23 protein-coding genes and 1 pseudogene are annotated in these 20,028 nt (G+C 49.0%); all 24 read right to left on the reverse strand.

The genetic code is table 11. The annotated features are described in order from the left end of the window. Nucleotides 1-206: 206 nt before the first annotated feature. Nucleotides 207-1,010, reverse strand: coding sequence for an N-acetylmuramoyl-L-alanine amidase (locus IEV46_RS15845; protein ID WP_188433516.1), 804 nt, complete (start codon nt 1,008-1,010; stop codon nt 207-209). Next, nucleotides 1,007-1,267, reverse strand: coding sequence for a hypothetical protein (locus tag IEV46_RS15850; RefSeq protein ID WP_229736178.1), 261 nt, complete (start codon nt 1,265-1,267; stop codon nt 1,007-1,009). Before IEV46_RS15850 ends, IEV46_RS15845 begins: the two co-directional genes overlap by 4 nt. 4 nt (nt 1,268-1,271) lie before the next feature. After that, nucleotides 1,272-1,586 (reverse strand): hypothetical protein, encoded by a 315-nt coding sequence (locus IEV46_RS15855; RefSeq protein ID WP_188433517.1) that lies wholly within the window; start codon nt 1,584-1,586, stop codon nt 1,272-1,274. A 16-nt stretch (nt 1,587-1,602) separates the two neighbouring features. After that, nucleotides 1,603-1,836: a hypothetical protein gene (locus IEV46_RS15860; protein ID WP_188433518.1), complete on the reverse strand. Its 234-nt coding sequence runs from the start codon at nt 1,834-1,836 to the stop codon at nt 1,603-1,605. A gap of 19 nt (nt 1,837-1,855) precedes the next feature. After that, the gene (locus IEV46_RS15865; protein ID WP_188433519.1) at nt 1,856-4,114 is read right to left on the reverse strand and encodes a phage tail spike protein; all 2,259 of its coding nucleotides are present in this window, start codon (nt 4,112-4,114) and stop codon (nt 1,856-1,858) included. Further along, nucleotides 4,115-6,607 (reverse strand): distal tail protein Dit, encoded by a 2,493-nt coding sequence (locus IEV46_RS15870; RefSeq protein ID WP_188433520.1) that lies wholly within the window; start codon nt 6,605-6,607, stop codon nt 4,115-4,117. A gap of 12 nt (nt 6,608-6,619) precedes the next feature. After that, the gene (locus tag IEV46_RS15875; RefSeq protein ID WP_188433521.1) at nt 6,620-9,124 is read right to left on the reverse strand and encodes a phage tail tape measure protein; all 2,505 of its coding nucleotides are present in this window, start codon (nt 9,122-9,124) and stop codon (nt 6,620-6,622) included. A gap of 233 nt (nt 9,125-9,357) precedes the next feature. Continuing rightward, on the reverse strand, nt 9,358-9,708 hold the full coding sequence (locus IEV46_RS15880) for a hypothetical protein (RefSeq protein ID WP_188433522.1): 351 nt from the start codon (nt 9,706-9,708) through the stop codon (nt 9,358-9,360). After that, on the reverse strand, nt 9,708-10,295 hold the full coding sequence (locus IEV46_RS15885) for a major tail protein (protein ID WP_188433523.1): 588 nt from the start codon (nt 10,293-10,295) through the stop codon (nt 9,708-9,710). The genes IEV46_RS15880 and IEV46_RS15885 overlap by 1 nt, the downstream gene beginning before the upstream one ends. Further along, on the reverse strand, nt 10,296-10,616 hold the full coding sequence (locus tag IEV46_RS15890; RefSeq protein ID WP_188433524.1) for a hypothetical protein: 321 nt from the start codon (nt 10,614-10,616) through the stop codon (nt 10,296-10,298). It abuts the gene before it with no gap. Continuing rightward, the gene (locus tag IEV46_RS15895) at nt 10,613-10,969 is read right to left on the reverse strand and encodes an HK97 gp10 family phage protein (protein ID WP_188433525.1); all 357 of its coding nucleotides are present in this window, start codon (nt 10,967-10,969) and stop codon (nt 10,613-10,615) included. Before IEV46_RS15895 ends, IEV46_RS15890 begins: the two co-directional genes overlap by 4 nt. Continuing rightward, on the reverse strand, nt 10,962-11,264 hold the full coding sequence (locus IEV46_RS15900; protein ID WP_188433526.1) for a phage head closure protein: 303 nt from the start codon (nt 11,262-11,264) through the stop codon (nt 10,962-10,964). The genes IEV46_RS15895 and IEV46_RS15900 overlap by 8 nt, the downstream gene beginning before the upstream one ends. After that, a complete protein-coding gene (locus IEV46_RS15905; RefSeq protein ID WP_188433565.1) occupies nt 11,251-11,550 on the reverse strand; it encodes a head-tail connector protein in 300 nt (99 codons plus the stop codon). Before IEV46_RS15905 ends, IEV46_RS15900 begins: the two co-directional genes overlap by 14 nt. Then, the gene (locus IEV46_RS15910; protein WP_188433527.1) at nt 11,550-12,014 is read right to left on the reverse strand and encodes a hypothetical protein; all 465 of its coding nucleotides are present in this window, start codon (nt 12,012-12,014) and stop codon (nt 11,550-11,552) included. The genes IEV46_RS15905 and IEV46_RS15910 overlap by 1 nt, the downstream gene beginning before the upstream one ends. After that, nucleotides 12,014-13,213 (reverse strand): phage major capsid protein, encoded by a 1,200-nt coding sequence (locus IEV46_RS15915; RefSeq protein WP_188433528.1) that lies wholly within the window; start codon nt 13,211-13,213, stop codon nt 12,014-12,016. Before IEV46_RS15915 ends, IEV46_RS15910 begins: the two co-directional genes overlap by 1 nt. 12 nt (nt 13,214-13,225) lie before the next feature. After that, nucleotides 13,226-13,789: an HK97 family phage prohead protease gene (locus IEV46_RS15920; RefSeq protein ID WP_188433529.1), complete on the reverse strand. Its 564-nt coding sequence runs from the start codon at nt 13,787-13,789 to the stop codon at nt 13,226-13,228. Beyond that, nucleotides 13,743-14,957 carry a phage portal protein gene (locus tag IEV46_RS15925; protein ID WP_188433566.1) on the reverse strand — a complete coding sequence of 405 codons (1,215 nt, stop codon included), beginning with the start codon at nt 14,955-14,957 and terminating at the stop codon, nt 13,743-13,745. The genes IEV46_RS15920 and IEV46_RS15925 overlap by 47 nt, the downstream gene beginning before the upstream one ends. 31 nt (nt 14,958-14,988) lie before the next feature. Beyond that, on the reverse strand, nt 14,989-15,423 hold the full coding sequence (locus IEV46_RS15930; RefSeq protein WP_188433530.1) for a hypothetical protein: 435 nt from the start codon (nt 15,421-15,423) through the stop codon (nt 14,989-14,991). A 12-nt stretch (nt 15,424-15,435) separates the two neighbouring features. Next, nucleotides 15,436-17,100, reverse strand: coding sequence for a terminase large subunit (locus IEV46_RS15935; protein ID WP_188433531.1), 1,665 nt, complete (start codon nt 17,098-17,100; stop codon nt 15,436-15,438). Then, complete coding sequence (locus IEV46_RS15940) at nt 17,097-17,456, reverse strand: hypothetical protein (RefSeq protein ID WP_188433532.1); 360 nt, start codon at nt 17,454-17,456, stop codon at nt 17,097-17,099. The genes IEV46_RS15935 and IEV46_RS15940 overlap by 4 nt, the downstream gene beginning before the upstream one ends. A gap of 98 nt (nt 17,457-17,554) precedes the next feature. After that, entirely contained in the window at nt 17,555-17,842 is a 288-nt protein-coding gene (locus IEV46_RS15945; RefSeq protein WP_229736180.1) for an HNH endonuclease, read from the reverse strand. A 29-nt stretch (nt 17,843-17,871) separates the two neighbouring features. Then, the gene (locus IEV46_RS15950) at nt 17,872-18,159 is read right to left on the reverse strand and encodes a hypothetical protein (protein ID WP_188433534.1); all 288 of its coding nucleotides are present in this window, start codon (nt 18,157-18,159) and stop codon (nt 17,872-17,874) included. Between the two features lie 297 nt (nt 18,160-18,456). Beyond that, nucleotides 18,457-19,158 carry a DNA-methyltransferase gene (locus IEV46_RS15955; protein WP_188433535.1) on the reverse strand — a complete coding sequence of 234 codons (702 nt, stop codon included), beginning with the start codon at nt 19,156-19,158 and terminating at the stop codon, nt 18,457-18,459. 22 nt (nt 19,159-19,180) lie between these two features. After that, nucleotides 19,181-19,681 (reverse strand): annotated as a pseudogene (locus IEV46_RS18725) (DNA-methyltransferase); the annotation flags it as partial. Between the last annotated feature and the right edge of the window lie 347 nt (nt 19,682-20,028).

Raw genomic sequence — 20,028 nt, forward strand, 5'->3', positions numbered from 1 at the left:
ATCGCTTTCCACCCGGAGGTGGGTTCCTTCGATTTTCTCAATCACTTTTTTCAAGCCCATACTGATTCCCCCTCATTGGTGTTTTTCAAGCTCATCTACAGTATATATGCGCATATGCGCATAGTCAACCCCTTTTTTGAAAAAAGTTTAAGGAATTGCACACAAAAAAAGCCGGGCAGGGAAATCCCACCCGGCTTTTTTTGTGTTCAAATTGCCACCACGACAGCTTCGAATCCGGCTTTCCGGATCGCGCTGGCTCTTGCTTCTGCGTTTTTCTTTTCTTTGAATGCTCCGGCCTGAACTCGATACAAGCTCCCTTCTTTGACGGCGAAGGACTCGAAGCCCTTCTTTTTCAACTCTGCCACCCGCTTGTCAGCGTTTTTCTTTTCTTTGAATGCTCCGGCTTGCACCCGGTATTTTGCGGCGCTTGACGGAGGTGTGGGCGCAGGTTTCGGCGCTGTCGCTTTCTTCTTCAGCCCAAGTGCTTTGGCCAACCCCTCAGCGTGTGCACGGCCCAGCTTCTTGATGAAAGCTGAATCCTTCAATTTCTTAGCATCGGCCGCGGTATCGATGAACCCGTTTTCCGTCAGGATGGCAGGCGGCTTCGACTCCCGGAGGACGTGGAAGTTGGCCCACTTCTGCCCCCGGTCCCTCCAACCTGATACCTTCAACACGGCCGCATGAACGGCTTTCTGTACCGCCATGGTGGTGGATGAACCTTTCTGCACCCACCGGTAGGACTCAAATCCGGTGCCACCCCCGGCATTGATATGAATGCTCAGGAAAAAATCCGCGCCCCAAGCATTCGCCATATCCGTGCGCTGTTTCAGGGAAACCGTTTTGTCGGACGTGCGCGACATCTTGATCAGGTGGCCGGTGTATTCGTTCGCCAGCACCTTGCGGCACTCCAGGGCGATAGCCAGGGTCAGATCTTTTTCCTTCAGACCGTTCTCGACGGCTCCCGGAGCACTTCCCCCATGTCCCGGGTCAATGAAGATTTTTTTTGTCATTGGCTTTCCACTCCCTCTTTCACGTTTTTAGTTCCGCTGTACAACCCGGTAGCAGACAGACCCAGTGCCAGACCGACCACAATGCCCTCATACAGATCCCCTGTATCCAGCACAAACACGCCTGCCAGCAGACCCAGAACCACAGACAGAACCGGGCTCCATTTGTCAGGGAGCCCGGTTCGTTTGCACAACTCCACCAGCGCAAGGATCAAGGGAACCAGCGCCACGCCGAATACCTCTGCATCCATGAAATCCATTCTCTCAACCTCCCAGCCCAGTCTGGGCAAAATAAAAAAGCGCGGATATCGCGCCTGTTGCTAACGCCAAAATGATGCTGATCATGATCTTGTCAATCTTCTCCTCTATCCGCTTGATCCGCTTGTGTGCGGTTTTCGCTTCCTCTTCCGCATCCTTCGCCTTCTCCAGGGCTTCCCGGCTACGTTCGTCGGCATTGTTCGATTGCGCCATCTTTGCCTCCAGTGACGACATACGGGATTCCAGGCGATTGAGCGACTGGATCACCTCCTGTTGGCCTCTATACATCTCCTTGAAGGAAATCGTCACTCCATTTTCCATCACCTCACCCCCTCGCTCAGGGATTGTGGTTGCCGGACTCACTGCCTTCCTCACCTCCTTGTTCCTCGACTTGTTTCCGATACGCCATGACCGCCCGGTGTGCCTCTTGCCGGAGGTTGACCAACACCTTTTCCACAATCAAAACAAGCGCCCCAGCAGGCAGGCCGCTTTCCATCATTTCTTGAGACATCTTTTCGATCAACTCGTCTTGTCGGACTTCGAAGGGCTTCACAATTTGTTGTTCGTCCACTATCAATACACTCCCTTCCCTATACTGACCATCCTGAACCTCCAGGGACGTTCCCGGAGCCAGCTAGATATCTCCATCCGCCATCGCTATCTCTCACCCGCAATACTACACCGCGTGTATCTGCACCAAGAAACATTTCCATCAGGGTGTCATCTTCCCAGGAACTTCCATTCCACATATAACCACGGAAATGGTATACCGTGAAATATGTTGTTTCCCCAGCGCTGTTCAATCCTCTTTTTTCAGATATGAAAAGATAAGCGGCATTGTTTGCTTTGAGTCGGACGGCTGGTTCCGTCGCGCTCGAATCGCCTGGCTGTCGATATAATGAAGCATCTATTTGAGTCGGCCCACGTCGTTCTCCAAAGTATGTGATGTTATGCCCCAGCCAAGCGAATTTTTCAGTGAAGTTGACTTCAAGTCCCGTCCACGTCTCGTAACGCTCACTATTCAGCTTCGAGAGCTTGATGTGGTCTTTGAATGTGCCGATACCTACCCCGCGTAAACTAGCAACACCTGGCGGGTCTCCTGCCGCGGGATAGGCATTCAAAGCTAGAGTTCCGGCTATTTTGTAATCTGGATTCGGGTGAGCTACATCATCGTCATATATGTCCAATCCGTACCCACCGGCTTGCATTGTCAGATTGCCATTGAAATATGTGTTGAGGGTCCCATCTGTCATCCGTATCAGCCGGTCGCCATCTTCGCTCACACTCTCGACGTTGATCAACTCAGCATTCAGCGTGCCGGCAGTGATTAGGTCGGCAGAAAAGCCTGAGCCCGTACCAAAAGCCCGCCAATCCGGCTCGCCTGCGACCGAGTCCCACCGGTCGGCGATGGCCATCATCCCGCCTTTGATTTGAAGATAGGAGGTGGTTTCCGGATCGCCGTATGGCCCGTCACACCACAGATCTCCCAATGTCTCGCTTTGATAATGGTATCCGACGGTGGAGCGCAAACGGTCTTTCAGATTTCGGACTGTTGTATCAAGCAGGGTGATAGAATCCCCGCGACTCACCTTCCTCTCCACTTCCCGTTCTACTCGCCGCACTGAATCAAGCACACCAGGGATGAATGAACCAAGGGTGATTTTCAGGTTCCGCTTGTTGTTCAAATCTACTTCTGCGGCGATCACACGGGCTTTCACCTCGACGGGTGGGTTGAAATTGTCGTCGATCAAGATTCCAGCAGTGCCCACCTTGGTGGTCTCGTGCGCATAGCGCGGGTCGCGGGAACGGTCTACCACTTCAGCCTCGTAAGTGGCCCATTCTTGCGTCAATGTCCGGAGCTTTTCCCACCCCAGTTTCGCGAGGTTCCCCGGATCTTCTTCATCTTCAAAGATTTCCGTGTGGAAGATGTGTCGAAGGTCTCCGCTTCCATTTCGGTATCCCCATCGTTGCAGGGCTTCCGGGTCCCCAATCCATTTTTGGCCTTTTGGTTTGTCAACCGGGTCACCATTTTCCACCTTCCACTCAACTTCACTGATATCTATTCGCCGACCATAAGCCGGGTCTGCGTCCGGTTCTTCCGGTTCCCCTTCTATTTCCTCCCCCTTTCCGTATGGGTAGATAGCGGTGGCCACATCGGAAGAAATCACCGTCTTTCTCATGCTTCTCAGATTCTTCCCGGTCTCCCACCGCACACCTGTAAAGTCTTCCCATCTGGCCGGGTCGAGCCAGTCGATATATCGGCCTGCAATCCGGCTCCCGGATATGGTCACCCGAAAGCGGAAAATCCCTCCCCAAGCTTCCGAGAGCTTTTTCAGCCCTTCGACCACGGACTCATGATATATGTTTGTATGCCCGCTCCCGGTGAGATTGACCGTACCTACCTTCCAGCGGCTTTCACCGGCACCCAACACCCGAGACAGGGCATCGTCCGGAGTCGTATCATATAGCCGGATATCATCAACATAATCCCCCGACAACTCGATCAGCGCCTGATCGTCACAGACAATTTCAAGTTGCGGCTCCCCTTCTCCGCTGACTTGATCCACTTCAACAATTTCAAGCAAACGGAACACTCCAGGCTCCCACGGGTCTTCCACCGCAACAAAATTTCGCTGTTTCAGGTGCTTTGCTTCTTCGGTGTCGCTCTTCGTTCGAAACGTCAGGGAAATGGCTTCGTTCTCCGCGTCCCGGAAAATAGGGTCATACACCGGAGCCCCACGTCCGCCGAGCGTGGCCACTCGCCGTTCATCTCGGTCAAGAATGATGATAGTGGCCGCTCGGTCGTCCGGCTGAGTCGGGATCTGTTGCGCTTCATGTCGTCTCGGCAATCACAACCACCTCTCTCTCCACTCACAGAAAAACTCCCCTACGCCGGAGGGAGTCACTTCAAAGCTGTTATAGCCGGGATGAAGCTCAATCCACCGGCTGTTGAAACTCATCGCTGTCTGACCGTCGCGGTCACTGTTGTTGATCCGGACACGGCCCAGCTCACAGTCAATCTCCACCTCGTCCCCGGCTTCAAAAGGATAGTTCAAGGTGATCCGCCGTCCGGACTGGATATGGAGAATCTGGACATACTCCGCCGGGGAAGAGAAGATGCCGGAAAAGATGGCGTCCGCGGGTGCCGTCCCTTCGTTGATGAGATCGGTTTTTGTCTCCTGTGATATCTCCCAGCCGATCACCTGAAGCCTTGGCGTGAGTGTCGGATCGCTGGTACGAAGAATCACCCGGACATACAAGGTTTTCCCAGTCACATCCGTTTCTGGTTCCGCTCCGGGAATCGGCGCGCCGTTCTCTGCTTCCGTCCACGGCCCCGCTTCGGCATCGGACACAAACACATGAATTGAACACTTGGCCGGGTCTGGATTCTCATCCTCCCACCAGATACGGGAAAACCCGACAACGCCTACGCTCCCGATCTCCACTCCAGGGGCAATCCGCTCCCCGTCCACATTCACCACATAGCCCGGTTCCATTTCCAGTCGGAGGAGGGAAAGCGCTGGTGACTTCGTGTTGCTGTCAGTTTCCAGTCGAACCTCGATTTCAAGCGTTGCTCCGGAAATGTCCAGGCGATTGGTCAAGTATGGGATTGGGTTCCCGCTTGTGCAGGGGAACGGCCCGTGCGTCTCTCCGCCAATCGTCCACGTCGCAAAGACTTCTATCTTCGTACCGGCCGGGATTTCTGCATCAAAGTTGATCCTGCTCCTCACGGCCCTTTCTATATATTGAAAATCCGTATATGACAACTTCCACGTCCCATTTCTGGCGTAGGCGGAATCAACATTCACAGAAAGCTCCATCGCCTGCGGAGAATAGCCAAAATCAGTAGTAGAAAGAGAAACCTCCACTTCAAGGAAATCACCCGCGCCATACGGCGCATTTAGAAACAGCTCTGGAACCGGATCACCGCTATTGACGGCCGTCCACGGCGTGATATATCCATCCTCCTTGTGAATCCGAGTTCTCACCTCGACAATTTGCGGGTCTTCCTCAATCGCGGTATGGCTTGCCCATTCGAAATCAATCGAACTCGAACTAGGGAATTGAACATCATCAAGGGGAATCTGATACCGCGAGTATCCTGTCAACTCGGTCACCTCAGGGCTAGGGAATGTGGCTGTGCGACCGTAATAGACGGCTGAAACGTCTATTCGTCCAAGCTCGACGTCACCGATGATGAACGCAAATCTATCCGCCGCGGGTGTAGGAGTCCCTTGAGAAATGACGGAAATGGGATTCGGATTCCCTAGCTCATACAAGGTTGCCGTGGTCAGGTCTGCGTAATCAATCCGCAACCATGTCCATGTATCTCCGGTGTTCGGGAGATACATATTCCACAAAAGGCCTCCGTCAACGAATTGGAATCTAATCTCGGCAGACGTCGTTCGAACATAAAGGAGAACAGTACGGTCAGTCGCTTGAATACCTCTGTTTTTCGCGACCATCACCGTTGAGTCGTCCCCTGTCCCTGTTTTGTTCAGCCGCATATATCCCAATCCTTGCGTGACTGTCCCCTTTCTCGTGTCGACGAAGAAGCTGTCATTCCAACCTTGTCCCCGGTAGGCGCTCAGATCGTCCTGCATATAGTAGGTTGGAATACTCGACAGCTCTAGGTTTCCGCCGTTTCCTGCGGTGTTGCTGTTTTCGGTCGAATCACTCCACTCCGCAGTGGTGCTAATCGTTCGGTGCGCGCCTGATCCTCGTTCTAAGGTCAATTTCCCGTCGGGTGTTTTCATAGTGAAATCCATTTCACCCTGATCCCATTCGGTGCGTATCGTCGATGACCACGGATCGCCGTATTTTGCTAAAATCAAATCAGTTTGTCCGGCTCGAGTCTCGGTAGTGACGTTGGAAAGGGTGCCTTTTGCGAAATCGTCGGGTGTCGAATCTACCTGACCGACACCCAAGCCGGCAATGCGCTGTTCGTCTATTTCCCCGAGTGCGTCAGGGTCGGGAATGAGAAAGGTGATTTCTCCTTGAGAGAAAGTAATAAACTCTTCCAACTCAGCCAAGCCAACGACTCGGGCAATATAGGTTTTGTCCGGCTCATCATCGAAAACCAGCTCGCCCAATTGCCCCCCGTTCCGTAACCATGCCCATACCTGTCGCATGTGCCGACGGCGGTCGATCATATTCGGTGCTTCGTGGAAAAACGGAACAACAATTTGAAGCGCTTCCTCCTCAATTCCCTGATCCGATACGCCCCTGCGTCCAGGGATTTTTTCATTGATTGATGTGATTTCCGGTCCGAGCGACCTTGTAATATTCTTTGCTTTCAACCCGAAATCTCGGGTCAGATGTTTCCCGGCAAAAGTAAACATACTTTCACCTCCTCAGATCCGACGGCGGTCCCGCCGTTGTTGAAGTCTCCATAGTTTTTTCGAAATCCGGTCAATGTCTGCCTCTTCCCGGACAATCAATTCTTGGATGATGATCGGTGCGCCTGCGGGTGCAGTTGCTGATGATCCAGAACCGACTGAATCCGTGGTGGTAGAAATTGCTGTCTGCGCCATCTGATCGGAAACCCGGCGAATATCCCCGAGCATTGAAGATATACCAATTTTAAAGCCTTCACCGGTATATTCCCCAAGCTCCATGAAGACTCTCGATGGTGAAGCAATCCCGAGCTTCTTTTTCGCCCAATTAATTGCCCCGTCTACCACACCGGTTACGGCCTTGGTCACACTCGAAGCCATTCTTTTGATTCCATTGATGAGCCCCTGAATAATGTCCCTGCCGGTCTTGGACAAGTTGATCCCGCGGAAAAAAGCCATCACCCGGTTCCAGATATTCCGGATCGTGGCTCGGACATTATCCATTTGGTTTCGGATTGCGTTTTTCATGCCCTTAAAATCGCCTGTGACCAGGGCCTTCACGAAATCCAATGCATTTCGGAAGGTGTTCTTGATGTAATTCCACACCGTGGTGAGGATGCTTCGCACAGTGGACATGATGGACTGGATCAGCGAGGACATCACCTGAAAACGCTCGCCCACAATACTGACAATCCATGCGATCGCCTGATTGAAATACCCTTTGATGGATTCCCAAATTCCTGAGAAAAAGCTCGTTATTCCATTCCATACATTGCTGGCTGTTTGTTTGATTGATTCCCACGTCTGCGCCAACCACTCCTTGATTGCACCCCAGACCTCAATTGCTTTCGCCTTGATGGTGTCCCAGTTTGTCCAAAGTGCCGCACCAATCGCGATTAAGGCTACAATGGCACCAATGATGATCCATATTGTTGAAGTGGCGACTCCAAAAGCGGCGGCAACAATACCAACAACAGTACCAATCCCGGTAAGAATGGGGCCTAATACAGCTATTAACCCAATAAATATTCCAACGGCCGTTACGATCGCCGCAATGGTCGCAGCCAGTTGCGGGTTGTTTTGAACCCATTCAGCGATTTTACTAATAATATCCGCAATGACAGAAAGGAGAGGTGCCAAAGCTACTTTCAAATCTTGCATCGCCTGTGCAAATTGAACAGCCGGATCTTGGTCAAGCTGTTTGACACTATCATTCAGTTGGTCTTGGTTTTCCTTTAAATCAACCGTCTGATCCTTCGCACCCAAGATCGTATCAATAACTGCCTGTCCCTGATCCTCGTACATGGTACCCCAAACGGCGACCCCTAGAGCGTTTTTAGTTGTCTCGTCTTCTACACCATTAATTGCCTGGGCGACTTCATACATGGCCTGTTTCCCAGTTTCTCCGCCTTTCGCAACCGCTTGTCCCCACTGCTGCAATTGCTTGGCCGAAATCTCGGTGCCGTCAAGCAAGTCCTTCACCGCTTTGGGCACTTCCTCCCCAAACTCTGCCAGTCGAATACGGCCTTCTTTCAGACCATCCAGAAGGTTGTCGATGTTCCATGATCCCGTCTCGACTCCGGCGGCGAAAATCGCCTGGATTTCCTCTGCATCATATCCGGCCATTTTCAACTGGGTTCCGTACTCGGCGATGATGTCTAATTGTTCCGGTGGAAAGCCGATTTTGAGGAGGGAGTTAATCAGCCCTAAGGCATCATCATTTGAAATGTCAAGAGAACGGGAAACCTCATTGGTTTCCTGAATCAACTCGGTGAAGTCAATGCCCGCATAAGCGCGAGCAATAGCCCCCGCTCCTTTAACAATCCGCGCATTCGCCGCATCACTGGCATCAGCGTTAAGCGCCCATTGTCTCCGCACTCCTTCGATAGCTGACTCTTGATCGTCAATGTACGAGGTTACAGTTTTAATGCTATCCCGGACCGCCCCCACCGATTCCGGCGGGACTTCCATGGAGATTTCAATTTTTGTCTTCAACGATGCCGAATCCAACGCTTGGCTAACCGCCCCGGCAATTCCCCCGCCAGCAGCAAGCCCACCAATCGCACTGCCCAGCTCAGAAATTGCGCCTTCTGTTTCCTTTGCTTCTTTGGAAACCCCCTGAAGATCCTGCTTGAGATTGTCCAGCGATTTGCCGTCGTCCAACCCGGCCAATTGCTTCTCAAATTTTTTCAGTTGGGTTTCTGTATATTGGATCTCTCGGCGAAAGGCCCGATACTGAGCCTCACCGATTTCACCTCGCTTAAACTGCTTCTCGACTTGGCTTTGCGCCGATTTCAATCGGTTCAATCGCTCGGTGGTGTTCTCAATCTGTTGCGTCAATAGCTGTTGTTTCTGCGCCAAGGCTTCCACATTGCCCGGATCAAATTTGAGCAGGCGATCTACATCCCGCAATTCTTGTTGCAAGCTACGACTTCGTTTATTTACGTCGCTAAGGGCTTTATCTAAACCCTTCGTCTCCCCATCCAGCTCAATCGTGATTCCCTGGATTCGTTTCCTCGCCATATCCTCACCTTCCTTTCAAAATCAGAAGTTGTCAAAGTCCTTTTGTGTGGCCCTTCTTGCCCTCATTTTCCGGCTTTTCGGATCGTTCATCTCGATATATTCCTCAATGAAATCCAGACACATCCCAACCGTCATGTCCTCCAAATCATCTCGCTGCAATCCTACTTGTCGACAAATGAAGAGGAACGAATCCGTGGTAATCGGCTCCCCCCGTTCCGTTCCTCTTTTTTCGTCTATTTTTTTTTACCCTGAATCGTTGCGATAATCATGTCCTGCAATGCTGGAATGACTTCAATCATCGGGAACTCATCAAATCCATCTAACCAGGTGATAGGGTCTGGGATCTTGGGATCAGCCGTTTTGGCCATTGTCCAAGCGATATTGTAAAAAACCTCGAAATCCAATCCTTGCAGATCATCCGGCTTGATTTCTTCGGGTTTCAACTCACCCAGTTTCTCCAGTGCTCCCATTTTGATGATTTCAGAAAAGAAATCCTTCCCGAACTGAGCTTTGAAGCGGAGAGGAGTGGCCGCCGTGGACTTAAAACGCACCTCTTTTCCATCGATTGTCAGTGTTTTTTCCATTACCCTTCAACGCCTCCTCCGCCGCCACTCCCATTCCCTTCATATACCGCCGTGTACCACGCGTCATATACGGCAGCCGGTGTTGTTTCCGTGGTTTTAGTCTTAACGGCACCATCAGGACGTGGGCTCGCAATGAAGGTGAGTTCGTTTGGAGTCGGCTCCACGGAATCCGTCTTGGTGGAGCTGGTAACTGTCGGACGATTCGCTGTGCAGTTGTAAAGGACATGTCGGGTTGCTTTCACGTCGCCGTCAAACTCAAACAGCAAAGCAAACGGTTTTCCCTTCGCCGAGTTTTTTTCCGTTAAAACCATGTCCGTCTCGTCTTTTTCCTCTCCCAACGCATCCATGGCGAATTGCTCAGGAATCAGAGCAATGGAGAGCGTCCCCTCATAGCCTTGGTTGTTACTCGCAGAATAATAGAGCGTGTTATCTGCGTAAAACTCCACCATTTCCCCACGCGGCTCCAGGGACAGCTCGACAGCTCCGGGAATACGAACCGGCGTGTCATAAGTGATTGTTCCATCTGGCCCGACTGTAAAAGTTGCATAATGCACGTTCTTAATTCCAAAGTTGACCTTGTTAGCCATTCAAACCACTCCGATCTCATAGATTTTCTGGAACAGCTTTTCCGCTTCGATCCATATTTCCGTGGTCTCATATACCAAATGATTGGCGTCCAAAGCGGATTCCAAAGCGGCTTCAGCCTCTAAATCCTTTTTGTCAGTATAAAGTTCAATCGAAATGTTGCTGATCTTTTTGTATACCCGGTTGTCTGCAAAAAAGTTAGCCGAATCATCGACTTGATACGTAATAAACGGCGGAGGAGGGACGTTGTTGCTGATGAAATGCGAGTAGGACACGGGATAACCGGTGCTTTTAAGGATCGTTGCCAGCTCGGCCAACGTCATCCCCGGATCACCTTCTCAGATTTCTGGACATATTCCTGAATCGCTTCCTCCTCCACCGGGCCAATATGCGGAATACCCGCCACCCGCCCTCCGCCACGTTTAGCGTGTCCATGTTCAAGCAAGTGGGTCAGCTGATAATCCGTTGCGTTGTGGACAACCCAAGCTCTCCCTATTTTTTTCGCGCGCCATCCCCTCGCATAGTCCCCGGTATCCTTCGGGCTTCTTTGTTTCAGCTTTTTAACTGCGTTTTTGGCAGCAGCTTCCTTCGCTTCTTCCAGACCTTCCGATACTTCTTCCGTATAGTCCTTCAGTGCCTGTGAAATCTCTCTTGAAAGATCCTCAATTCTAGCCATCAGCAGCCACCCTTTCACAAGTGATCCGGGTCTTTTCCCCACGTGTTTCCGTTCGGATGATCCGATACTTGATCCCGTTGTGTTTCAACTGCCGTTCATTCGCATATTCAAAGGTGTACACCTCGAACAACTTGGACGGCCGGAGCCCGGCTGCTACCGCGTTGTAATATTCAGCCTGGCCGACAGACATTTCATTAGCGAATACCTGCCGCTCCGTCTCCTGTTCGATCTGGTTCCCGATCTCATCTTCTATGATTTCGATCCCCACCAGGTGGATCACGTCATTGTGTCTCATTTGAACCACCGTTGTAATCACTTGCCAGGGCTAAGTGTTGTTTAAGCATAATATAAGACTGCGTAAAGCGCTCTGCATCCGGATTATCGTAGCCAAAATACGCTTTACAATAGGTGATGATCGCTCGTTTAATGAGCGCATCCGTGTCGTCATTTACCTTCAAAGCAGAAACACCCGACTGAATTAAGTCCAGTCGGGCCGCATCAATCAAAGTTTCAATTTCATTATCAAATGCCGTATTTGCTGTGCTAATACGTAATGTTTGCTTTACATCATCCAACATAATTAAACACTCGCTTTCTTGCGAGTGCGTTTAGACTTGGTTTCTTTTTCTACTTGCGGCATTGCTAATACTTGTTCTTGCGATGGTGGCATTGTTCCATATTTACGAAAAAACGCCACCACTTCTCCGGCTTTTACAGAATGTAATGTGCACCCAATGTGATTTCCATCAGCAGGAACATAATGTTTTACCCTACCGTCTTCTGTACATTGGACAGCCGTTCCAGCGGGCAAATCCTCTACGGCCTCTACTTCCCAGATTGGGTTATCCTTGATAGCGACATTCACAAATTCACCTGCCTTTAGTTCTTTGCTCGTCACAAAATCAGGAATCCAACCCAAACGAGAAGGGATAAGATAGATAGTTTCCCATCCTTCCTCCGGGTCTCCTCCCGAATTTATGCCACCCAACCCTAATAAACGATAAGCAGGGATATCCTCTACAACCTTAGCTTTAAAATTGGTCATTACCCTTCAACACCTCCACCGGCTGCTTTATTCAAGACGACCAAGGAGTTCTTATCGACAACTTTACCGTCAACAATCATGACAGCTTTCGTCACTTGATCGTCGGTTTCGTTATCTTCATAACGTTTCACACCCATTTGATAGTTCGTGTTCAAAATGTAGTCGGAGAAGTTGAACAAGAAAGCAAACGGGCTTCCATCTGCGGCAGTGTCGAAACTATCAATGTAATTGCACAATACGACATTCCGTCCCAAAAGAGTGCGCTCAGGACTACCATTGATGCCATAATTAACACGGGCAATAGGTTGTCCATTGTTGTCCACCATACCGACAAATTTCATGAACGTTTTCTTCGTCATCACCCAAACAGCACCCGTTTCATACTCAAGCGGCAATGCGGATTCAGCATCAATCAGGGTTTGGTAATTGATTTCAGAAACATCAATGGATTGTCCAGCTTCAGGTGTTTCAGCCAAAATACCCGTTGGCTTGCCTACACCATCACCGCTGATGATGGCTTGTTCAAGCGCCTTAGTCATGGCTTCGACAACGTTGTTGATCAGCGTAGATTCAAAGACGGCCAAGGCCATCGTGTCCACTTCAAGCGAAACGGCAACCGCACAGCGCAACTTGTGGTAAGCGAAGGTAATCTGTCCGGTTGTTTTCTTTTGCTTGTCGCTTCCTCCCCCTTCTGCCACCCAAGTGGCAACAGGTTTCACAGTGGATGTCGGAACGGTTACCCCGCCGCGAATAGCTGTACGAGTGACAAGCGGAAGAATCATGCCCGTTGCTTCCAGCTTCTCAACAATCCGGCTTAAAACCGTTTCCGGAATAACAGATCCCACGTCCGTGGTGTAAGTCACTTCATCCTGTCTCAATTCGGCAGGGATCTTATCGCCACGCAATACATAATTCATAAACGCTTTACGGTATTCAACAGAGTCTGTTCCAAGTTCACGGTTTTCTGTTTGTTGTTGAGCATTGAAAGTCTCAATCGTGCGGGTTTGCGTTTCTCCGCTTTCAATCTGTTTTGTTTCTACCAGCAAACGCTGGCGGGTTTCCAATTCTTCAAGCTCTCCATTCAATTCTCTAACTTCCTTTTCAAGTTCTTTCAAATCAACCTCTTGACTTCGTTTTTCATCGTTCAAAATTTCGTTGATTTCAGCCTTACGCTGTTTAATTTCTTCAATTCTGTTCATTATAAATCACTCCTATAGATTATTTAAGATCAAAATCTTAGTCCGTAGCTCTTCAAATTCTTCTTTAAGAGGGTCATAGCCCCTAGCGCTTACCTCGCTATCTGGATAAGCGGGGAAAGCGACTGCCGAGACTTCCAGTAATCGGGCTTTCGTAATTGTCCTCAATGGCATATCATCATCTTCGTCTAGATCGTGGCTTATCATTTGAAAGCCAAAACTCACTCCGTCCACATCACCCCTTTGAATTGATTTATAAACGTCTTCTCCTAAAGTGGTATCAGGAAGATCCAGTTCAAAGCGCAAACCTATATCATCTTCTTCTAATCGCAAAGTTCCGTTTTTAGTGCGTCCCAGAACTTTTGATGGGTCATGAGACCACAAAAAACGCTGATCATCTTCAATCAGCGAATCAGAAAAAGCCCCTTTTTGAAATTGTTCGCGGAACTTGCGGAAGTATCCCAGCACATGAGATTTCTTTTCCCATTTGACAGCATACCCGCTTATTGTTCGTTTGCCGTCTTCGTTTTCCCTAATCTGTATCTCCCGGGTCATCTCCCGCGTCTCCGTCTTGTCCATCATCCTCACCTCCTTCACTGACTGGTGCAGTATCCAAACGCCTAACAGGTTGGTCGCCACCTTCGATAGGTGCAAGGTTCAATATTTTCCTCCACTCGTTAGGAGTAAGCGCCCCTCGATCAACCATGCGTTCAAGTCCCAACTTTGTATTCATTGAAGCGTATTGCAGGCTGATGGATTCAAACACAATCCTGTTCCCATGTCCGCGTTCACGCCGGGTAAAAAGCTTTCGGGTGTACTCGTTCGCCAACTGCATGGCCACAGGTTCTATGACTGATTCGTAATATGCGTTCCACTCATCCTCTGTATAGTTGCTTTGGACAATCTTCTTATTGGTATTGAAAAAATAATAGATGCGCTCAACGACATTCACCATCTGATGTTCATTCGGCACATAATTTTTTGGATCAACTTGTTGGGCATCAGCTTTTGCATCCACAGCAGCCGCGCCAATTGTCTTGCTATCCGATGATAAAAAGTCATTCACGAATCTTTCAGTTTCACTGGTGATGTCCTCTGGTCTCAAAGTCTGGTTAAATTTCAATAACCAGCGGATGATGTTTGAGTTTTTGATGGCCTTGACCATGCCTTGGTCAATCGTCTTGACGACATGCATCAGATCAATAAGCGCTTCCTGCGGGCTATCTCCAAACAAGTTGTGATTGTTAAAATCCTGCCTCAAATGAATAACATCTGAATACGGAGAAACCATTCGTTTCCCATCTTCAAAATAAAAGCGAAGAAACATGTCACCTTTTGGCCCCTCTAACATTTCCACTTCGATTGCAGGAATAGGGTAAATTTCAGTAGGGAGTAAGGCGTTCTCGTCCCTTTTTATCAAAGCAAAAGCATTGTTATTCAGTTCTAATTGTACGGCCAGTTTTTCTTGTAGCATTTGACCGCTCATTAAAGGATTGGGATCTTGTAGCAACAGTTTTATGTTAGTGTCAGGACTCTCAGCAAAACCGTTCTGATTGTCACGGATGTGTTTGCCTACCAACTTACCTATCGCTCGGGCTTTCGGACGGATGCAAGCTCTGACAATATCACTTTTATATACGTTCCCTTTCCAAGCGTAAAACCCATCGCCTAAATCAGTAATGAGTTTATAACTTGTAACCGGGCGTTGTTTGGTAAGTTTTCCAAACATCCATTCTACCAATCCAATCTAAATCACCCCCCTTCATATTCCATCACCACTATGACGCAATAATCCCCGCCGCTCTTAATGCCGACAACAATTCATTCATTTTTTCTTCTAATGTTGCAATGTCAGGAGCATCCACGCTATCAGCAACTGCCGCAGCTTGGCTGGCTGTTAATTTGGAGTTAAGTTCAGTTTGAAGATTATTAACCTCGCTTATTTCGTGCGTATGTGATTGTGGAGGGAATGAAGTAGGTTTATTCTGTACGTCTTCCCATGACACCGTTCCCCCACCAACCCCTTGCAGTAAAGACACCAAACTGTAAATGTTGCCGTCCTCCCCTATGATCTTATCGCCTTGCGGTGCATAAGAGTTTATGTCTACCGCTTGGCTTGTAATGGGAGTGCCACCCCCGAGCAGATCGACAATGTTATGCGTTTGTCCATCATCCGTTTGGATGCGTCCGCTTCTCGGGCTGTAATTCGGCATCGTTATCACTCCTTAAATCAGGTTGACATAATCTTGATGCTTGTCCTGATAAATGACATAAGCATTGAGCATAGCAGCCGCGCCATCAATGCGTCTTTTTTGCTGTTTTCCTTTGGACGGCTGGATGTTGTCGTTCTTGTCTACATCAATATTTGTATTTGACAAACACCATTTTGTAATGGGGTTGTTGCCGTAGTTGATTCGTTTCGCTTCCAAATCTGCTCCCATGGATTTCATCGGACCGGATAATGTTTTCTTTCCCTGGACGACTGGGATCATGGAATCCTTGCCGAAGTTGTTTTGCATGTCCTCGACAAAATACGTCGCACTCCATGAGTCATAGCCCACCCAAGGAATATATAGGTCATACTCGTTTTGCAATTCCAGAAACCATTCAACCACAAGTTTGTAATGAACTTTATTTCCTGGTGAAGTTCTTAAAAGTCCCTGTTCTTTCCACACATCATAAGGAACACGGTCTTCATGCACCCGTTTTTCAAGTAAATCCTCTGGCAACCAGTACATGTGTGTGACATATACGGTGTCATCATCCGGCACTTGAAACAAAGCACATGCGGCAGTTAAGTCTGTTGTGCTGGATAAGTCACATCCCCCAATGCCGTATCTTGGTTTCAACTCTTTGATATTGAATGTCGCTTGGTTATTTAGTTGTTCAAATGTCAACCATGCTTCCGAAGTAGTTTCTCTAATATTAAAATCCTTTGTCAGTAAGTTCTTGACCAACAAAGGATTCGCTTTAGCTTTATTAACTTTACGTTCCAGCTCATCACGATTTTTGATGGTTCCTAATCCCGGATTTGCTTTTTTCCATGCATCCGGATTCGTCCATTCTTCGCGTTTATCCAGTTCGTAGATGATCGGTAATACGTGTTCATCCTTATAACCATTTGGGTCATCATAACCATTGATAATACGTTCACACTCATCATATTTGATATCGAAGATCCCTTCACGAACCGTCCCCGCTGTCGTCGTGATAATTGACAAGGGTTGTTCCCTGGCCGTCATACCATCAACGATCACATCATATAGGTTTTTATCCTCGATTGCGTGAAGCTCATCGATCAGTGCGCAATGAACGTTTAATCCGTCCAGGGTATTACTATCACTGGATAGTGGCTTAAACGATCCATCATTAAAGTCTGATAACAATTCAGCTACCAGAGAACGGATTCTTTTTCGCAATACAGGCGATTTTTTGACCATGCGCTTGGATTCTAACCATACAATTTTTGCTTGATCCTTTTTTGTAGCAGCGGATACGACTTCCGGCCCTGGCTCCCCGTCGGCAAGCAGCATATATAAAGCAATTGCCGATCCCCAAGCAGATTTCCCATTCTTCCGGGCAACAATCAAGATAAACTCTCGGTATTTGCGCGTGCCGTCTATTTTGTGCACAAAGCCAAACAACGCCGCCGTCATTGCTTTTTGCCACAGTTCCAATTTAAACGGCTGCCCACCCATTTTACCCTTGCTGTGTTTGCAAAAACGTTCTATAAACTCTATGGCATGGTTTGCGCGTTCATCTGAATACTCATAAACAGAATCTTTGTCGTAGATATCATCCACAAGTTTCTTATAGACACGCCTAATCTTATCCCCGACTACCTCTTTCCCTGAATCGATCTTTTCCCAATACTTAATAATAGGGTTCATCGCCTGTTCACAAACGAGTCAAACCCATCATCTTCCCCGACGTCGTTTCCCTTTGGGAGAAGGTCAAACAACTTGGCGCAAGCCGTTGTATAACGGTTAATCATGGCGTTATAGGACTTCTGAGCGGGATTCTCAATGAACATTTTCTGCGTTCCTTGCTCGAATTTGTAGGTCGGTCCTTTTCGTTTAATATCATCTTCCAAGATCTGAAGCGTAATTTTCATAAATGCAACCCGCTCAATCAATCTGTCCGCAACTTTCCGTTTTTCCTCGGATACTTCACTAAATATTGCCGCTAATTTTTCCTTTTCCTGCTCGATTAATTCGTCTTGTTTTTTTGCACTTAACTTTGCCAAAAGATCATACCCCCCCTCGTGTAAGATGTCCTGCGTGTTACGCGAAACTCCCCGCACCGGTCCCCAGCATCCACCCAACAAAAATAAAATAGGGGGGACTATGCCTCCACGAGATCCCCAGACTCATCAAACTTCAAGCCATCGCCAGTTGGCTTGATGCCATGATGCTCATTGTTATGACAATCCTGGCATAGTAACTCAAGATTCTCCCAATTTAAACTCACATCCGGATCATGAATATTGTCAGGTGTTAAGTAGATCTTGTGATGGACGACCTTCCCTGGTCGCCCACACCTCTCACATAGTCCATGTTTTGAAACAAAATAAGCATCACGACATTTGCGCCATGCCCGCCCTTTATAGAATGACTTGGCCCATGTTTTTATATAACCACCCCAAACTAAAAAGGCACCGATCACGATGCCTTTTCTGCTTTCTTTACCACCCATCTGTGCTTACAGTCAGCACACAAGCGACCTTTAAATATCATGATAAAATAAGCTAAAATACCAAGCGCAAGAACCACGATTCCAATGCCGATCAATGGTGCGCCCAAAATGGCGGATACAGACAACAACACAGTGCCCAAAATCAGAAAAAAACATCCCCCGCAACCCGCTGAGATTAACAGGCCGGCTGACCGCCAATACCCAAATTCCTGAACATGATTACTCCCGCAACGCGGGCACAGCTCATCTGCCACATTAAAACCCCCTTTGTCGATTGCTTCGACATAAAAGGTGGTTTTCCTGCCACTATAACACTCGCTATACCCCTCTTGTATATACAAATCACCCTGTCCTCTCCTTCCACCTTTGCCGCCTGCGGAACCAGCACCGCCTCACCACCGCCTTACCTTTCTCACCTGTCCCGGATATGGGCGCTGTGTATTAGCTATGCAAACCATGCCCGTGACGAACAGCACCACAACGAGCCCGGCCATCATCAGCGCTCCCAACCCCATCCAAACAGCCACCACCGGCATTCACCCCTCTGCAGACTAAATAAGAGCAGGCTCCCCTAACCGCTCCCGCGCTATCTCGATATACTCCGGGTCTCTCTCAATCAAGATGAAGTCGAAACCCTCCTGCTTCGCCGCTACCCCAGTTGTGCCTGATCCGGCAAACGGATCTAATACCGTGCCGCCTGGCGGAGTGGTGACTCGAATCAACTTTGACAGTAGGTTGACTGGTTTTTCTGTTTGATGTAGTCGTTTGGTCGCTGAAACTCTCTTTTCCGTGATTACATTTCCTGTCTTCCTATCATAGAATTTGGTCTTACCTTTCGTCAGGTGAATGATGATCTCGTGTTGAGGGCGAAACCCCGTGCCTAACCCCATGCTCCCCTTGTTCCAAACAATCATATTTCGCAACCGGAAACCGGATGATTCCAGCGCAGGAGCTATTTGCGGATACATGCGCCAATCAGTGAAAACGCAAAAACTACCGCCCTCCTTCAAAACTCTGAACGCTTCTACAGACACAGCACGTAACAGCCAGACAAGGCCGCCCGTTGTCATATTGTCGCAAATAAACCAGCCGTCTCTTTTTCTCGTTTCAGAGCGTAACCCTTGCCCCGTTGCTTGCATTTTCTGCGATTCGTTGAAACCTCCGCTACAATATGGCGGATCAGTCACCACAGAGTCAATGCTGTTGCTAGGAAGCTTTTTCAGCTCCTCAATGCAATCTCCCTGTATAATCACGTGTTCCTTTCACCTCTCCAAACTAAATAAGAGCGGGCTCGCCTACCCGTTCCCGCGCTATCTTGATATATTCCGGATTCAATTCAATCCCGATCCAGTCCCGCCCATTCTCCTGCGCAACCAGCCCGGTCGTGCCACTACCGAAAAACGGGTCCAGCACCACACCGCCCTCCGGCGCTCCGGCCAGTATGCACGGTTTGATCAGGTCAGGCGGGAATACCGCGAAGTGTGCACCCTTGAATGGGCGGGTTGATACGTTCCAGACGGTGCGCTTGTTGCGTCCCTTGGGATTGAAGCCGACACCCCCGCTACTATCTTGCTGTGGGCTTCCTAAATGCGAGAGTGCCCACCCCTGTTTGCCGCGTGATTTTTTGTTTTTGCCTATTTTATCTTGGTGGATATGCGGCTCCCGTATCGCGTCCGCATCATAGTAATATTTCGGACTCTTCGACAGAAGGAAAATATACTCATGCGCTTTAGTCGGTCGATCCCTCACGCTCTCCGGCATGGCGTTAGGTTTGCTGTTATGAGTCAAAACACCGGACGCCAGCGCGAACAAATGAGGTTCATCCTCTACACCAATATCCCAAAACTGCCGAGCGCGGCTCCGGCGAATAGCAACGATCTCACCATCTGGCTTGTTGTTATGATGGTCAGACACCGACAACCGGATTTGCCCTCGGTATCCCGGAAACTCTCTGCCGTTTATCGTGTTTTTGGCCCGCTTCAGCCTTAAGGAAACGCCCAATCGCGCACACAATGTCCGCAGGTCTGCCGCCCAATTATCGTTATTAGTAAAGGCGATACGATAACGGTCGTTTGCTTCGTCGTAATGACCGTCCCCAGACAAATAACCTTTCAATACAGCCA

Source organism: Kroppenstedtia guangzhouensis (genome assembly GCF_014637345.1).
GTDB lineage: Bacteria > Bacillota > Bacilli > Thermoactinomycetales > DSM-45169 > Kroppenstedtia > Kroppenstedtia guangzhouensis.

What these genes read in the sequence shown, in the direction of transcription:
- IEV46_RS15845 (WP_188433516.1), bottom strand. Translation starts at nt 1,010, where the DNA reads ATGACAAAAAAAATCTTCATTGACCCGGGACATGGGGGAAGTGCTCCG.
- IEV46_RS15850 (WP_229736178.1), bottom strand. Translation starts at nt 1,267, where the DNA reads ATGGATTTCATGGATGCAGAGGTATTCGGCGTGGCGCTGGTTCCCTTG.
- IEV46_RS15855 (WP_188433517.1), bottom strand. Translation starts at nt 1,586, where the DNA reads ATGGAAAATGGAGTGACGATTTCCTTCAAGGAGATGTATAGAGGCCAA.
- IEV46_RS15870 (WP_188433520.1), bottom strand. Translation starts at nt 6,607, where the DNA reads ATGTTTACTTTTGCCGGGAAACATCTGACCCGAGATTTCGGGTTGAAA.
- IEV46_RS15875 (WP_188433521.1), bottom strand. Translation starts at nt 9,124, where the DNA reads ATGGCGAGGAAACGAATCCAGGGAATCACGATTGAGCTGGATGGGGAG.
- IEV46_RS15880 (WP_188433522.1), bottom strand. Translation starts at nt 9,708, where the DNA reads ATGGAAAAAACACTGACAATCGATGGAAAAGAGGTGCGTTTTAAGTCC.
- IEV46_RS15885 (WP_188433523.1), bottom strand. Translation starts at nt 10,295, where the DNA reads ATGGCTAACAAGGTCAACTTTGGAATTAAGAACGTGCATTATGCAACT.
- IEV46_RS15890 (WP_188433524.1), bottom strand. Translation starts at nt 10,616, where the DNA reads ATGACGTTGGCCGAGCTGGCAACGATCCTTAAAAGCACCGGTTATCCC.
- IEV46_RS15895 (WP_188433525.1), bottom strand. Translation starts at nt 10,969, where the DNA reads ATGGCTAGAATTGAGGATCTTTCAAGAGAGATTTCACAGGCACTGAAG.
- IEV46_RS15900 (WP_188433526.1), bottom strand. Translation starts at nt 11,264, where the DNA reads ATGAGACACAATGACGTGATCCACCTGGTGGGGATCGAAATCATAGAA.
- IEV46_RS15910 (WP_188433527.1), bottom strand. Translation starts at nt 12,014, where the DNA reads ATGACCAATTTTAAAGCTAAGGTTGTAGAGGATATCCCTGCTTATCGT.
- IEV46_RS15915 (WP_188433528.1), bottom strand. Translation starts at nt 13,213, where the DNA reads ATGAACAGAATTGAAGAAATTAAACAGCGTAAGGCTGAAATCAACGAA.
- IEV46_RS15920 (WP_188433529.1), bottom strand. Translation starts at nt 13,789, where the DNA reads ATGGACAAGACGGAGACGCGGGAGATGACCCGGGAGATACAGATTAGG.
- IEV46_RS15930 (WP_188433530.1), bottom strand. Translation starts at nt 15,423, where the DNA reads ATGCCGAATTACAGCCCGAGAAGCGGACGCATCCAAACGGATGATGGA.
- IEV46_RS15935 (WP_188433531.1), bottom strand. Translation starts at nt 17,100, where the DNA reads ATGAACCCTATTATTAAGTATTGGGAAAAGATCGATTCAGGGAAAGAG.